The sequence below is a fragment of the uncultured Oscillibacter sp. genome (genome assembly GCF_910587525.1).
Classification (GTDB): Bacteria; Bacillota; Clostridia; order Oscillospirales; family Oscillospiraceae; genus Oscillibacter.
The window spans coordinates 1-14,776 of sequence record NZ_CAJULS010000052.1 but is presented as its reverse complement, the minus strand read 5'-3'; the positions used below and the strand labels follow the sequence as shown (position 1 = coordinate 14,776).

Genomic DNA, 14,776 nt, shown 5'->3' with positions numbered 1-14,776 from the left:
ACTTGCCCTCCTCGGGGATGGGGGCGGGACCGTGGTACGCGCCCTTGGCGACGGGACACATGTTTTGCACTTCGGTAGAGTAGATCATGTTCGCACGTTCCTTTCCTGATATGTTTTTGCGGAGTTCCGGCGTCCGCCGGAGGGTTCCGGGGAAATTTCCGCTTGTATTATAGCGGTAAACGATTACCTTGTCAAGGCGGACTGGCTGATTCCGAAGGGTTTTTACCCTCTTAAATTTTAGGGCGGTTTCCTGTGAAAAATGATAAAACAGAGATGCGGGCAAGCCAAAAGGCCCGCACCTGCATGGCGCGGATAACATTCCGCAGGGCCACAGGTTCCATTCCAAGGCAGCCGCCAATCGAAAACCGCAGATGCTCCCGGCAGGTCAAAGCCTGGGGATTGGCGTCAGTCAAGTCGATCACCCGCATACAGACCCTCATCATCCTGATACCGCTCCATAAAATCTTGGCAAAGTTTTCCCGTTTTTTTAACAGCAATTCTCCCATAATCTGCACCTCTTTTTCTCCCATCATATTGAAGATTCCCCTGTTTATGGTAAACATTCAGATAGTAACTATGTATGCCAAGCACTTTACCGGGAGTGCCGGAGGATACTGGGGGAATGGCCGGCAGAAGGCTGCTGGACATTCCGGCAGAAGCAGGCGCTTTCCCGGACGGTACAGGCCAGGCGCGAAGCGGCGAGAGAGCCAAGGTTTTCCCTTTTCGGTGCAGCCGGAAAGGCGGGGCCCCGCGCAGCCTGCCGCATGGGGAGGGGAGGAAGGAACGTAGCGTAAGCGGAATTTCTTCCAACGGCATAAAGTGTGCAATACACCAGCCATCATCACAATGTCATTGAGTTAAGGAAATTTACCCAATAATGGGGTGCAAAAATGTTTTGGATTCTAAGTGCTTAGCTGAAATCTAAGAACATTTTGATGCCCCATTATTTGGAAATTGGTCTTATCTTAATGACATTGGCCATCATCATGGCTGAATTTCCCCCGACCTTCAGCAAAAAGTTCCCCCCGCCTGCCGACGGGGGGAACCGGTAATCGGAAATTACAGCATATTCATCAGATTAAACGCCAGAATCAGTCCGGAGAACACAATGGACACCGTGGAGCACAGCTTGATCAAAATGTTCAGAGACGGACCGGAGGTATCCTTGAAGGGATCGCCCACGGTATCGCCCACAACAGCCGCCTTGTGCTGCTCGGAGCCCTTGCCGCCGTGGTGGCCGGTCTCGATGTACTTCTTCGCGTTGTCCCACGCGCCGCCGGCGTTGGACATGAACACCGCCATGGCAAAACCCGTGACAGACACGCCGCCCAGCAGCCCCACCACGCCGGTGGGCCCCAGGATCAGGCCGGTGGCAATGGGCACCACGATGGCCAGCACCGCGGGAGAGACCATCTCACGCAGCGCACCCTTGGTGCACAGGCCCACACAGGAGGCGTAGTCCGGGTCGGCCTTGTACTCCATAATGCCGGGAATCTCCTTGAACTGGCGGCGGACTTCCACCACGATGGACTGGGCCGCCTTCTGCACCGCGCTCATGGTGGAGGCTGTGAACACAAAGGTCAGCATGGCGCCCACGAAGGTGCCAACCAGCACCGTGGGGCTGGTGAGAGTGAAGTTCAGGTTTTCCGCCGTGCGCTCCTGGACGATGTTGACATAGCTGACCAGCAGGGCCAGGGCGGTAAGAGAGGCGGAGCCGATGGCAAAGCCCTTGCCGGTGGCGGCGGTGGTGTTGCCCAGAGAGTCCAGGGCGTCGGTGCGCTGGCGGACGGTCTCCGGCAGGCCGCTCATTTCGGCGATGCCGCCGGCGTTGTCGGCCACGGGGCCGTAGGCGTCGGTGGCCAGGGTGATGCCCAGGGTGGACAGCATGCCCACGCCGGCGATGCCGATGCCGTACAGGCCGCGGTTAAAGGACTCGCTGAATACGCCGGACGCGCTCATGATCCGCACGGAGCCGCCGGCGGCAAAGTAGCTGATCAGTACCGCCGCAGCCACGATGAGGATGGAGGTCATGGTGGATTTCAGGCCCAGGGAGATGCCGCCGATGATGATGGTGGCGGAGCCGGTCTCAGAGGCCGCCGCCAGCTCCTGAGTGGGCTTATAGGTGTCAGAAGTATAATACTCGGTGAAGTAGCCAATGGCGCAGCCGCCGATAAGGCCGCAGAGGATGGCGATGTACACGCCCCAACTGCCCAGGATCCAGTAGGTCAGGGGGGCCGCCAGCACGGCCGCCAGAACCGCGGCGGTATAGGTGCCGGTGCGCAGACTCTTGAGCAGGGACTCCTGAGTGGCGTCCTCCTTGGTCTTCACCAGGTAGGAGCCGAAAATGGAGCAGATGATGCCGCAAACCGCCAGAGCCACAGGCAGCAGCATGCCATTCCAGCCGTAGCCGCCCACAGCGCCCAGGGCAAAGGTGGCGAGGATGGAGCCCACATAGGACTCGTACAGATCCGCGCCCATGCCGGCCACGTCGCCCACGTTGTCACCCACGTTGTCTGCGATGGTGGCGGGGTTCCGGGGGTCGTCCTCCGGGATGCCGGCCTCCACCTTTCCCACCAGGTCGGCGCCCACGTCGGCGGCCTTGGTGTAGATGCCCCCGCCCACACGGGCGAACAGTGCCATGAAGGAGGCGCCCATGCCGTTCATAACCATGATGTTGCCCAGCGTCGTGGGACTGTTGATGCCAAAGGCATACCGCAGAAGGAAGAACCACATGGTGATATCCAGCATACCCAGGCCCACCACGGTAAAGCCCATGACAGAGCCGGAGGAGAAGGCCACCCGCAGGCCCTTGTTCAGGCTCTCAGAGGCGGCCTGGGCGGTGCGGGCGTTGGAGTTGGTTGCGATCTTCATGCCGATGAAGCCGGCCAGCATGGAAAAGATGCCGCCGGTGACGAAGGCGAAGGGGGTGAATTTGGAGAGCATCTGCCCGCCGGTGGCAAAGGCCAAGGCCAGCAGGATGATGAACACCACCACAAAGACTTTGAATACCGTTGTGTACTGCTGCTTCAGGTAAGCGTTCGCGCCGGCGCGGATGTTGGCTGCGATCTTCTGCATCCGCTCGGTACCCTCGGAGTAGGCCATCACCTTCTTGGCCTGCATAACCGCGAAGAGGCCGGCAACGGCGGCTCCGACGAATCCGATCCAAAACAAATTTTCCATACTTCCACTCCTTTTGCGTTGTTTATTGGGTGCCTTCTTAATTGTAGCATACGTGAACGTTTTTTCAAGTAAATCTTACGCTATAATCTACGCAAACGTTGTAACTTTTACCTTTTGCATAAATTCAGCAATCTGATTCATTGCATATTGCCTTAATTTACGTAAATTTTTGCGCAAATTTTTCGATTTCGTAGCGCAAAATTCGTTAATTGATTGACAAAAAACCGGGAAGCCTTTTCAGCTTCCCGGGCGAATGCAATTTTTTGCGTGAATCCCAGAAAAGTTTGCGTTTAAATTTGCGCAGCGGCGCCTCAGCTGACCATCTGGAAATCCGTGAAGACCCAGCGGCCGTCCACATAGGCGTAGGGAAAGGACCAGCACTCCAGTCCGGTCACAGCGCCCTGGCTGGCGTCCAGCAGCTCCACGGAGACCTCCAGGGTGTAGTTCTGGCCGTCCACCTGGACTACCTCCACTTGGGCCGCGCCCTTGCTGCCGTCCCGCGCCCTTCCGGAGAAGGAGACATACAGCGCCCCATCCACATCCTGATAGTAGGGCTGGTCACCTCCCAGGGACAGCAGATCATCTGTCAGCCCGGCGGAGAACAGGCCCCGCAGATAGGCCCGCAGATCATCCGCACTCTCCATACCGGGGTAATCCACCCTGCGGTAAGACACGCCGTTTAGGCGGACCGTTTCACCGCTGTCCGGCAGCGGAGCCAGGTCAAACCAGCCGTAGGCCTCCTCCGCCCGGTAATAGGCGGCGAGGATCTCCTCCTCCATCAGCGGGCGGGACTCCGACTCCAGCTGTGTGGCGGACAGCCCCATACCGGTCTCCGGGGACTGGGCGGGAACGGCGTCTCTCCCCGCCGCCGGAGGGGGCGCAGCGGCACTCCCGCAGCCAGACAGCAAAAACAGCAGCAACAGCCATAGGCAGACCCGCTTTTTCATCTCGCTCCCCCCCTCTTCCCCCCAGGCGGCCCGCGCCGGCCGGAGGGCCTTTTCTCTCCCTCTCAGCGTATCATATTTCTCCCAAAAATGCTACGGGAATTTTCCGTTTTTTCTCTTTTTTCTCCCTTTTACTTTTTGTGTTGTTGGGTCCGATTATCAGCAATTTCACTAAACCCTGTTTGATAAATAGCGAAAGACCCAACGGCACGAGATCTTTTTCCGGTCAAGGTGATTTGACGCAGTCATACTTTGTGTATGGCAAGGAAAATCAACGCAGAGCGGCGGAAAAAGGTCCGCTGCCCTGGCGTTTTGCTCTCTTTCAAACAAGACCTAATCACAGCTTGAAACCGGAAGCTACGGAGGAAGCCGATATGAAAAGAACGCTATCTATCATCTTGATGCCAGCGGGTACAGTAGAAATTATAATTGCCGTAAGGATGTAAAGATGCCGGTCCTTATTGCGATTGCATTGGGCATTGTATTCATGGTACTCAGTGTTAAAACATTGCTTGACGTCAGCAAAAAGAAATAGTATAGAAGCCGGTGATGCAAATTTCAGTTTGCTGGGCGGCTATCGGCACGAACGGTAAAAGGAATTATTTTCCCCATTTTCTCGTCGGCCGGCGTTGTGTTCTGCCGCCGGATCAGGTAGAATAAGGCATCATGGATATGAGGAGGAAGACGGCTATGAAATTGGTATCCTGGAACGTCAACGGCCTGCGTTCCTGCCTGGGAAAAGGTTTTCTGGATTTCTGTGCCTTCGCGGGTGCGGATGTGATCTGCTTACAGGAGACGAAGATGCGCCCAGAACAGGCGGAGTTCGATCTGCCGGGCTACGTCCGCTTCTGGAACAGCGCCGACAAGGCCGGCTATTCCGGCACGGCAGTATTCACCCGGCGCCAGCCGCTGGAGGTGACTTATGACTTTGGCATTGACGAGCACCGCCATGAGGGGCGGGTCATCACGGCGGAATACCCGGAGTTCTATCTGGTGTGCTGCTACACGCCAAATTCCAAAGACCAGCTGGCCCGGCTGGATTACCGCATGGCCTGGGAGGACGACATTCGTGAGTATCTGCTGGATCTGGACGGGAGGAAACCCGTGATTTACTGCGGGGATCTGAATGTGGCTCACCAGGAGATCGATCTGAAAAATCCCCAGAGCAACCGGCGGAATCCCGGCTTTTCTGACGAGGAGCGGGAGAAGATGACCCGTCTGCTGAGCAGCGGGTTTGTGGACACCTTCCGGGCGCTGTATCCCGAGAAAACCGGGGCGTACTCTTGGTGGAGCTACCGCTTCAATGCCCGAAAAAACAACGCCGGATGGCGGATTGACTACTTTATCGTCTCCGAAAGGCTTCGGGGGCTGATCCGCAGCGCGGATATCTGGAGTGAGGTCACGGGGAGTGACCACTGTCCGGTGGTTTTGGAGATTGATCTTTAGATTCACAGAATTACGATGTAATGGGGGGTGCATTCCGTGCCGCAAAGCGGCACAATCCCGCGTCCCCGCCCGCGGCGGGAATCCCCCCGTCCCGCCCCGTGGGGCGGCACCCCCTGTCCCCCGCAGGCCCCCCCCTCAGCTCAGAAGCGCATTCATCTCCTCAATCTCCAGGTCCTGGAGCGCCCAGTTAATCCCATACCCAACAACTTTGCTCAGGTCCCGGACCTGCTGGTCAATATCCCGCGTTGTCACCATCAGATCCCCCTTGCCGCCCCGCAGGGTTTCAGAATCGATATTCTCCACGCCGGACTCCTCCAGGAGGTCTGCCGCCAAGGTGGCGGCGTCCACTACCGTGGGGATGCCCACGGCCAGCACCGGCACTCCCAGCGTCTCCCGGTTCAGGGCCGCACGGTGATTCCCCACCCCGGAGCCGGGGATGATGCCGGTATCGCTGAGCTGCACCGTGGTGCATACCCGCTCGCAGCGGCGGGAGGCCAGGGCGTCGATGGCAATAACCAGGGCCGGTTTGACCTCCGCCACCAGGCCCCGCACCGCCTCGGCGGACTCCACGCCGGTGGTGCCAAGTACGCCGGTGCGGAACACCGCCACGGGCCGGAAGCCCGCGAAGTGCTTCGGCATGGCGGCAATCAGGTGGCGGGTGATGAGAATGTTGTCCGCCGCCAGGGGGCCCACGGCGTCCGGCGTCATAGCCTCGTTGCCAAGGCCGATGATGAGGACCGGACCCTCCTCCGGCAGCAGCTCCTTGAGCTGAGACCCCACCGCCCGGACGGCCCGTTCGAAAAAGTCCGCCTTGCGCTGCCAAAAGGTGGTCAGATCAATGGTCAGATAACTGCCCTGGGGCTTTCCCAGGGCCTTCTCCCCCCGCTGGTCCAAAATATCCACCCGGGTCACCGGGTAACCCTCCCGCTTGGTCTTTGTGGCCTTGACGCCGGAGAGGCGGGTGGTCCGCTCGGCGGACTCCTGCCATAACTCCCGGGCCTCCAGGGCCAGGTCGGTCCGTTTTACCAACATACTGTACTGCCTCCTGCACAAAATCTGGTGCTCTTGCTCCTAGGTTTTGCGGTTGGGGATACAATATACAAAAAATCACCGGAAATTGTAAAAAAACTCTTGCTTTTTTCTCCCTTCCCTGCTAAAATATTATCCTGCACGGTGGGAAGTCCTGTTCCCATGCTGAATTTGCCTAAGGAGGAGGTGTTTGGTTTGCCGAATATTAAGTCTGCCAAAAAGCGTGTTCTCATCGGAGCCGCCAGAAACGCGCGCAACAAGGCTACAAAGTCCGCGCTGAAGACCGCCATCAAGAAGTTCGAGGCTGCTGCCGCAGAAGGCAATCGCACCGAGGCCGATGGTGCGTATAAGGTTGCGGTGAAGAAGGTCGATCAGGCGGTGGCCAAGGGCGTTCTGCACAAGAACACGGCCGCTCATAAAAAGAGCGCCATGACCCTGAAGCTCAACAAGATCGGCTGATCGTGCGAGTTGATGGAAAGGACATCCGACGGATGTCCTTTTTTCATGCCTTGGGCTGATTTCCCGGAAGGGATTTGGTTCTTTTCTTTCCCATGGAACCGTGCTACAATAGAGCAAATGCTGACACAGGAGGCGCGCCATGACGCTGTTTGACACCCATGCCCATTATACCGACAACGCCTTTAACAGGGACCGGACCGAGCTGCTGGAGCAGCTGCTCCCGGCGGCGGGAGTGGCCGCCGCGGTGACCGCCGGGGTGGACGTGGAGAGCTCCCGGGCCTCTGTTGCCCTGGCGGAGGCGTACGGTTATATTTATGCCGCCGCGGGCATCCATCCGGAGGACTGCGCCGGGGCGGGGGGGCGGGAGCTGGAGGAGATCCGGGCCCTGTGCCGGCACCCTAAGGCAGTGGCCGTGGGGGAGATCGGGCTGGACTACTACTGGGCGGAGAATCCGCCCAAGGAATTCCAGCGGGAGATTTTCCGCCGCCAGCTGGCCCTGGCCCGGGAGGTTGGGCTGCCGGTGATCGTCCACGACCGGGAGGCCCACGGGGATTCCCTGGCCATTGTGAAGGAGTATCCGGAGGTCACCGGTGTGTTCCACTGCTTCTCCGGGAGCCCCGAGATGGCGGAGGAGCTCCTCAAGCGGGGCTGGTATCTGGGCTTTGACGGACCCATCACCTACAAAAACGCCAAGCGGGCGCCGGAGGTGGCGGCGGTCACGCCGTTGGACCGGATTGTGATTGAGACAGACGCGCCGTATCTCTCCCCGGTGCCCAACCGGGGGAAGCGGAACGACAGCCGGAACCTGCCGTATATCGTGGAAAAGCTGGCGGAGTGGAAAGGCGTGACACCAGAGGAGATGTCGGAGATCACATTTGAGAACGGACTGCGGCTGTTTCCAAAGGTCCGGGTTTGAGAGGGCCGCCGGATGCGGAAACTGCTTTTTGGGATGCTGGTCCTGCTGGTTTTGGGCGGGTGCGGAGCGCGGGCGCCGGAGACGCCGCCGGAAGAGCCTCCGGCGGAAGGGGCGCTCTCCCTGCCGGAGACATGGCGGCTGGAGCCCCTCTCCGCCCCGGGCATTGTGACGGAGGGACGGGAGCCGGAGGAGGGCCGGGAACCGGCCACCCCCGTGGGGGACCGGAATTATCACGGAAACATGATGCGCTGGGTCCACGAAAACACCGCCGAACTGCTGGCGGAGATCCCAGGGGCGTACTTTTACGCCCAGCCCCGGACAGAGGAACACCCGGAGACCGCCCTGATCCTCTGGGGGGAGAGCGCGGCGGAGTTCGACTGGTGCTTTTCCACACCCCGCACGTATCCGCCGGAGATGTACTGCTTTGACTTGGACGGCGACGGGGAGGACGAGCTGGTCGTCCTCTGCTACTCCGGCAGCGGCACCGGGGTCTCCGTCTGGGACCTCCACGTGGTGGAGAAAAATGAGGACGGGACGCTGACGGACTACTCCACGTTCTACTATGCGGAGGGCGGGAATCCGCTCTGGGAGGGCGTTTCCTCTCTGCTGCGGCTGGAGCGGGCGGAAGACCGGGCCTTTTTAATTCTGGGCCGGGAGCTGGCGGAGGTGGATTCCGCCGCGCTTCCGGAGGAGGACCGGGCGCCGTCCATCGGCGACACCATTCAGTTTGAGGTCTTTCCGGAGGAGTGCCGCGTCCGGTTTTGGGGAGGGGTGGATGTGGTGCCCACCTGGTATATCGCGGACATCTCCGCCGGTGTGACGTACCAGGACGGCATATTCACCTTGTCGGGTTTCCACCTGTACGGAAATTAGTTAGAGGAGTGACAACTATGAAGAAGGGCTTTACCATCACCTACGAGTACGGGGACAACCTGTACGTCAACACCACCAACCGCTGCGACTACGCCTGCACCTTCTGCCTGCGGCACAACCAGACTTCAAACGGCAGCATCTACAACGACAACCTGTGGCTGGAACGGGAGCCCACAAAGGAGGAGATTCTGGCCTCCATCGAGGGCTGGGACCTCTCCAAATACAAACAGCTGGTATTCTGCGGCTTCGGCGAACCCAGCTACCGCCTGGAGGACATCTGCTGGGTCATTGACCGGATGAAGGAGCGTGGCACAAAAATTTTTACCCGCATGGACACCAACGGCACCGCGAACCTCATCCACGGGCGGGACACTTGCCCGGACTTCGCCGGACGGTTTGACATGGTCTCCATCTCGCTGAACACCGACACGGCAGAGAAGTACGAAGCATTGTGCCGCCCCCAGTTTCCCGGCTCCTACAAGGCCATGAAGGCGTTTGCCAAAGAGCTGCGGCAATATGTCCCAACGGTAATGATGACCGTGGTGGACACCATCCCGCCGGAGGAGATTGAGAACTGCCGGAAGATCTGCGAGGAGGAGATCGGCGCGGTCTACCGGGTGCGGGAGTATATCAAGGACTGAGAAGCTCCCATACAATACAACAGAAAAACCGCCCCCAGGCGGAGAAGGAGAAGAGAGATGTTTCATTTACTGGGTACACTGATTACCGGCGCACTGGTGGGCTGGATTGCCGGAAAGCTGATGGACATGGAGGGGAGCCTCCTGCGGAATATCGTGGTGGGTGTCGTGGGCTCCATGGTGGGCACCCTGGTCTTTGGAGCGCTAGGCTTTTATGCCTACGGTATTTTTGCCAATCTGATCGTATCTGTTGCGGGCGCGTGCCTGTTTATCTGGGCCGGCCGGAAGCTGTTCCACTGAAAGACACAAACAGGAGCCAGGACGTATTGTCCCGGCTCCTGTTATTTGCCCTCTTCGTCCTGAGCAAAGAAGGCGTTGTAATCCACCTTCAGGACCTCCACCAGCTTGTCGATCTCAAATACGGAAGTAGCGGTATCCGGTCTCAATATGAACCAACATGGTCTCCGTAATATCGCAGCCGCAAGTCTGTAATTTTGCGGCCAGGTCTTTCTGGGCCAACCCATTTTTTGTTCGATAATATTTGACCTTTTGGCCAATGTTCCGGACCAGAGGAGTACTTCTCTTCATTAATACACTCCATATATAGTGGAATTAACTTAGATAGTGTCGTCAATCAAGAAGGAGCCAAATAGCAATACAACGAATTTGGCTCCTTCTTGATTGACGGCACTATCTAGGCTGGTACTGCGGCCGGGTGTAATGGGCAGGGATACCCGCTGCTCCAGCCACATGCACGCCCTCAGCACCGGCCTCACTGCCTGCGAAATGACCGGAAGCGGCGGTGAGCCTTCGGGACCACCTGACCGGGATTGACATTTTTCGCCAAGCGGGTATAATAGCAAGTTACGCATCAGAATTTGTATTCACATTCGCCAAACCCTGTTTATTCGGCATTTTTCGCCGGTACGTACAGGTTTTCAGCTTTTTTCGGAGGGAGATGGTTTTTTTGCGGAGAAAAAACGATTTGGGGCGGGACCCGATACCGGGATTGCTGCTCCGCTTGGCTGTACCCACCATGCTGGCCCAGTTTGTCAACGTCCTGTACAGCATCGTGGACCGGATGTTCATCGGGCACATCCCCGGCACCGGCAGTCTGGCGCTGGCAGGTGTTGGGGTCTGCGGGCCCATCATCACGCTGCTGTCCTCCTTCTCCATGCTGGTGGGCCTGGGCGGCACACCGCTGATGGCCATGAAGCTGGGGGCCGGGGACCGGGAGGCTGCCGGGACCATTCTCTCCAACTGCTTCCGGCTGCTGCTGGGCCTGGCGGTGGGACTGAGCGCGGTGTTCTTCCTGTTCCGCCGCCAGTTTCTCTGGTGGTTCGGAGCCAGCGCGGACACCTTTCCCTACGCCCTAGACTACATCACCGTCTACATCGGCGGCACCGCCTTCGCCCTGCTCTCCGGCGGACTGAACAGTTTTTTGATTGCCCAGGGCCGCTCCGGCCTGGGCATGGGAACGGTGATGCTGGGGGCCGCGCTGAATATTGTCCTGGACCCGGTGTTCATCTTTTGGCTGGACTTTGGCGTCTCCGGCGCGGCCTGGGCCACCGTCATCTCCCAGGCCGCCGCCTGCGCCTTTGCCCTGGTCTCTCTGCGCCTGCCGGGGCTGCCGGCGCCTCTGCGCTGGGGGCGGCTCCAGCCCGCCCTGTGCAGGCGGATTTTGCTGCTGGGGCTCTCCCCCTTTCTCACCTACGCCCTGGACAGCGTAATTCTCATTATTCTTAACACAGCCCTCCAGCGGTACGGCGGCCCTGGCGAGGGCGACGTCCTCATCACCTGCGCCGCTGTCGTGCAAAGCTATATGCTGTTGCTGGCTATGCCTATGGGCGGCATTACCTTGGGCTGCCAGGGGGTGGTGAGCTTCAACCTGGGGGCCGGTGACCGGAGGCGGGTGCGGCAGGCCCTCTGGGGCGTGTTTCTCCTCTGCTTCGGCTTCGCCGCTCTCATGCTGGCGGTGACCCAAGTGCTCGCGCCGCGGTTCGTCCTGCTTTTCTCAACCGAAAGGGAGATTCTGGAGCGCAGCGTGCGGTATATCCGGATCTACACAGCGGGGGCCCTGTTCATGGCCGTCCAGTGGATGTGTGTGGATATGTCCACCGCACTGGGGCAGGTGCGGCTGGCTCTGGGGTGCTCCCTGATGCGCAAGAGCCTCTTTTTGGGGGGCATTCTGCTGTTTCCCGTGGTGTTCTCCGCCGCCGCGGCCTTTGCCGCCGAGCCCTTCTGCGACATTACCGCCAGCCTGATTTCCATCACGCTGTTCCTGCGTTTTACGCCCGGGGTCCTGGACCGGTACTGTTCCCGGCCGGGCCCACGGGACGACGGCGCCGCCCCTGCGGGGTTTCTCGAATAAAGAACCGGGAGACTGGAGCGGTTTTGCCGCTCCAGTCTCCCGGTTTGTGCTGGGGTGGACTGTCTCTCTTGGCGTCTGAGGAAAGCGCTCAGGTAAAGGACAGCTGGAATCTCGCGCCGGGGTCCCCGGCAAAGACCACCATGCCGCCCTCCGGCAGCTTGGCGGATTCATCACCGCCCACCACAGAGGAGGCAGTGACGTTCCAGTCCTTGTCGTAGACCCAGAAGCCGGCATTCTCCGGCAGCTGGACCGCCATGGTCTTCCCGGCGGCATTGTCATCTACCTTGTACCAGCGGGCGTAGCCGTCGGGCTGGATGGTGCAGCGGACATTGCCGTTCCCGGTGGAGAGGGTGGGTACGGCAGCCTCATCCATGTACACGGCCCCGTTGGACTGGAACAGCCACAGCGCGCCCTTCTCATCCCGGCGGAGCTCCAGGTCATAGCCGTCCCGGCCCACGTTGCCGGGAATCTGAACGGCGTACCGGGCGTGGGTTTCGTCAACGATTTTCAGGGAGCCCATGTAGCCGGGGACGCCCTCCGCCGCGGTACTTTCTGCCTGTGCCGCGGCAGTCAGGGCCGGATAGATCTGGGAGCTGTACCGCTCGTTCATGGGCAGGATGCTGATGCCGCTGACAAAGTCGTTCCAGCTCTTCTGAAGCTCCGGGGAGATTTTGTTCTCCGGCAGTTTCACGGCGGCGTAATTGGAGGTGCCCAGTCCCCCCAAGCCGGGGAGCACAGTGAAGGCCCGCTGGTAGAGATAAGTTTCCCCGTTGGACTCCTTCACGAATTTCAGGCAGGCCGTGCCGGTCTCGTCCCGGAAGGTACCGTCGTCATGGTAGGTAAAGGTCTGGGCGGGGACCTCCATCCCCAGATAGCTCATGGTCAATGTGCCGCCAGCGCTCACATCCACCTTGTACTGCATTAAAGAGCCGTAGTACCCGGCGTTTTTCATCAGCTCCTGGGGCATTTTGGCGGGGGAGGCCTCCGGCAGGGCGACGGGGGTCTCGTCCACCTCTACCCCCTTGGCCGCCAAGGCCGCGATCAGCATCTGGGAGGCGGCCATCTCGTTATAGGTGGAAACGCCGCCGGAGGTCAGCACCGCCGCCGCCATGTTGTGCTCCGGAAGGACCACCAGTCCCGCGTGGTAATACTGGGTGTCGCCGCCCTTCACCAGGGCCTGGATACCGTTTTCATGGAAGGGGAACCACTCCACGTTGTCCCAGCCCAGGCCGTAGGCCAGGGCATCCGGGGCGTTCTCCTTGGGCCACAGGCCCCGGGCGTACTCCGGCGCGGCCATGGCGTCCAGGGAGGAGTTTTTCAAAAGGGTCCCGCCGGTGAGGGCGCCGCCGAAGGCGGCCAGGTCCTCCGCCGTGGCGTAGAGGCCGCCGGTACCCAGGACGCCCAGACAGTCCATGGGCAGGGGGGTGGTGTCCGTCCCGCTGTAAATGGTGGCCCGGCTGTTGAAGGTGTCGCCGGGGGCGTAGGTCTCTTTCAGCCCGGCGGGGGTCAGGATATTGGCCCGGACATAGTCCATGAACTCCTGCCCGGACACAGCCTCCACCACCAGCTGGGCCAGGGTGAAGCCGTCGTTGCAGTAGACGCTGTACGCGCCGGGGCCGGCTTTCAGGCGCTGGACGGCCAGACGCTCCAGAAGCTGATCCGTGGCCGCCTCGCTGGGGTCGTCAAACAGCAGGCCGCTGCCCATAGAGGAGCCCATGAGGCCGGAGGAATGGTTCAGGAGCATCCGCACGGTGATCTGCTTATACCGCTCGTCTGCCATCTTGAATTCCGGCAAATAGGCAGTTACCGGCTTGTCCAGGTCCAGTTTGCCTGCCTCCGCCAGCTGCATCGCCGCCACAGTGGTGTAGATCTTGCTGACGGAGCCGATGCCGTAGACCGTGCCGCCGGCAGTCCGCTCCGGCTGGCCATCGCTTGGGGGCGCGGTCTGGGAGCCGCTCTCGATGATTTTTCCGTCCTGCCACACTGCCCAGCTGATCTGGCTGGCTCCGCCGTAGGTGAGGGCACCAGCCACGGCCTGCTGGGCCGCGGTTTTCAGTCCGATTTCCTCCGCCGCCAGGGCGGGAGCGGAGAGGCTGAGGCACAACGCCAGAGCCAGCAGCAGTGCGCTGAGTTTTTGGTATGTCCGTTTCATGTTTTCGTTCCTTTCCCGTCCCGGAGGCATGGGAGAACCCGGGACGTCTTTGGGTTTGTGAGTTCAGAATATACCCTCCACCAGGGGGAATGTCAAGAGCTGCTTCGTAAAATTCTCTCCGGCGGGCACAAAAAGGGGCGGCGCCGTAAGTAAATGTCTGATATGGAAGCAGACCGGACAAGGACAGTCAAACCCCAAAAACCAAAAGGAACAGGAGGTCAGCCCGGCCCCCCCTGTTCTTTTTTGTAAAGTGCGCTTTCAAATCTCCATCATTGGCAACATACAAGCCCTACACAAAATATTAACCTTTTTCGTAGCCCGGACGCTTTGACCGCAACAGGGGGCAGACAACTTTCCTGGTGCTGGGTGTTCTGCCCGTGGTGGGCGGGGTGATTCCTCCGTTGACTCCCGGACCGCCTACGCCCCGCATGGAAAATTCCTCCTGATGGCTCATCATAATGAGGAAGATTTGCAGGCCATTGACCATCTAATCATAGTTTAGCCGGATATCACAAACGACGGGACCACCGAAAAGCAGGGACTGTCTGTCAGTAACGAAACGGTGCGGAAAGCCGTGATCGGGTTGGGTGATATTTACAAAAAGAAGTCCTTTTACACGGCAGAGCGGGAGCGTGTTCGATGTTGTGGCAGTGAGAAAAGCCTGGAGTGAAACGATAACGCAATGCGAAGCGGACAGACTGGTATTCCGTCCAGAAAGCGGCGTAAACACGGACTTGAGCCGCCGCTATGGGCGGGCCATTGGCGGGG

12 protein-coding genes are annotated in these 14,776 nt (G+C 59.7%); 7 read left to right on the top strand and 5 right to left on the bottom strand.

Features of this window, described 5'->3' with window-relative positions:
• Positions 1-230: 230 nt before the first annotated feature.
• The 3 genes from QZ326_RS06480 to QZ326_RS06470 all read right to left on the bottom strand — a co-directional run bounded on the left by QZ326_RS06480 (position 231) and on the right by QZ326_RS06470 (position 4,127).
• Positions 231-443 (bottom strand): hypothetical protein, encoded by a 213-nt coding sequence (locus tag QZ326_RS06480; RefSeq protein ID WP_295742841.1) that lies wholly within the window; start codon positions 441-443, stop codon positions 231-233.
• Positions 444-1,059: 616 nt separating this feature from the next.
• On the bottom strand, positions 1,060-3,180 hold the full coding sequence (locus QZ326_RS06475; RefSeq protein WP_295742838.1) for a sodium-translocating pyrophosphatase: 2,121 nt from the start codon (positions 3,178-3,180) through the stop codon (positions 1,060-1,062).
• Positions 3,181-3,491: 311 nt separating this feature from the next.
• A complete protein-coding gene (locus QZ326_RS06470; RefSeq protein WP_295742836.1) occupies positions 3,492-4,127 on the bottom strand; it encodes a hypothetical protein in 636 nt (211 codons plus the stop codon).
• Positions 4,128-4,814: 687 nt separating this feature from the next.
• Between QZ326_RS06470 and QZ326_RS06465 the strand changes: the two genes are divergently transcribed.
• Positions 4,815-5,570, top strand: a complete 756-nt coding sequence (locus QZ326_RS06465) for an exodeoxyribonuclease III (RefSeq protein ID WP_295742833.1) — start codon at positions 4,815-4,817, stop codon at positions 5,568-5,570.
• A 135-nt stretch (positions 5,571-5,705) separates the two neighbouring features.
• Here QZ326_RS06465 and gpr read toward each other — a convergent pair whose 3' ends face one another.
• A complete protein-coding gene (gene gpr, locus QZ326_RS06460) occupies positions 5,706-6,602 on the bottom strand; it encodes a GPR endopeptidase (protein WP_295742829.1) in 897 nt (298 codons plus the stop codon).
• Positions 6,603-6,794: 192 nt separating this feature from the next.
• Here gpr and rpsT point away from each other — a divergent pair, with 192 nt between their 5' ends.
• From rpsT to QZ326_RS06430, 6 genes are all read left to right on the top strand, one after another.
• Positions 6,795-7,058, top strand: a complete 264-nt coding sequence (gene rpsT / locus QZ326_RS06455; RefSeq protein ID WP_295742826.1) for a 30S ribosomal protein S20 — start codon at positions 6,795-6,797, stop codon at positions 7,056-7,058.
• Between the two features lie 139 nt (positions 7,059-7,197).
• Entirely contained in the window at positions 7,198-7,974 is a 777-nt protein-coding gene (locus QZ326_RS06450) for a TatD family hydrolase (protein ID WP_295742824.1), read from the top strand.
• A 12-nt stretch (positions 7,975-7,986) separates the two neighbouring features.
• Entirely contained in the window at positions 7,987-8,847 is an 861-nt protein-coding gene (locus QZ326_RS06445) for a hypothetical protein (protein WP_295742821.1), read from the top strand.
• A 17-nt stretch (positions 8,848-8,864) separates the two neighbouring features.
• A complete protein-coding gene (locus QZ326_RS06440; protein ID WP_295742818.1) occupies positions 8,865-9,488 on the top strand; it encodes a TatD family nuclease-associated radical SAM protein in 624 nt (207 codons plus the stop codon).
• Positions 9,489-9,545: 57 nt separating this feature from the next.
• Positions 9,546-9,785, top strand: coding sequence for a GlsB/YeaQ/YmgE family stress response membrane protein (locus QZ326_RS06435; protein ID WP_295742815.1), 240 nt, complete (start codon positions 9,546-9,548; stop codon positions 9,783-9,785).
• A 667-nt stretch (positions 9,786-10,452) separates the two neighbouring features.
• Positions 10,453-11,856 (top strand): MATE family efflux transporter, encoded by a 1,404-nt coding sequence (locus tag QZ326_RS06430; protein ID WP_295742812.1) that lies wholly within the window; start codon positions 10,453-10,455, stop codon positions 11,854-11,856.
• Between the two features lie 88 nt (positions 11,857-11,944).
• Here the strand turns inward: QZ326_RS06430 and QZ326_RS06425 are convergent, their stop codons facing one another.
• Positions 11,945-14,008, bottom strand: a complete 2,064-nt coding sequence (locus tag QZ326_RS06425; RefSeq protein WP_295742809.1) for a serine hydrolase — start codon at positions 14,006-14,008, stop codon at positions 11,945-11,947.
• Positions 14,009-14,776: the final 768 nt, after the last annotated feature.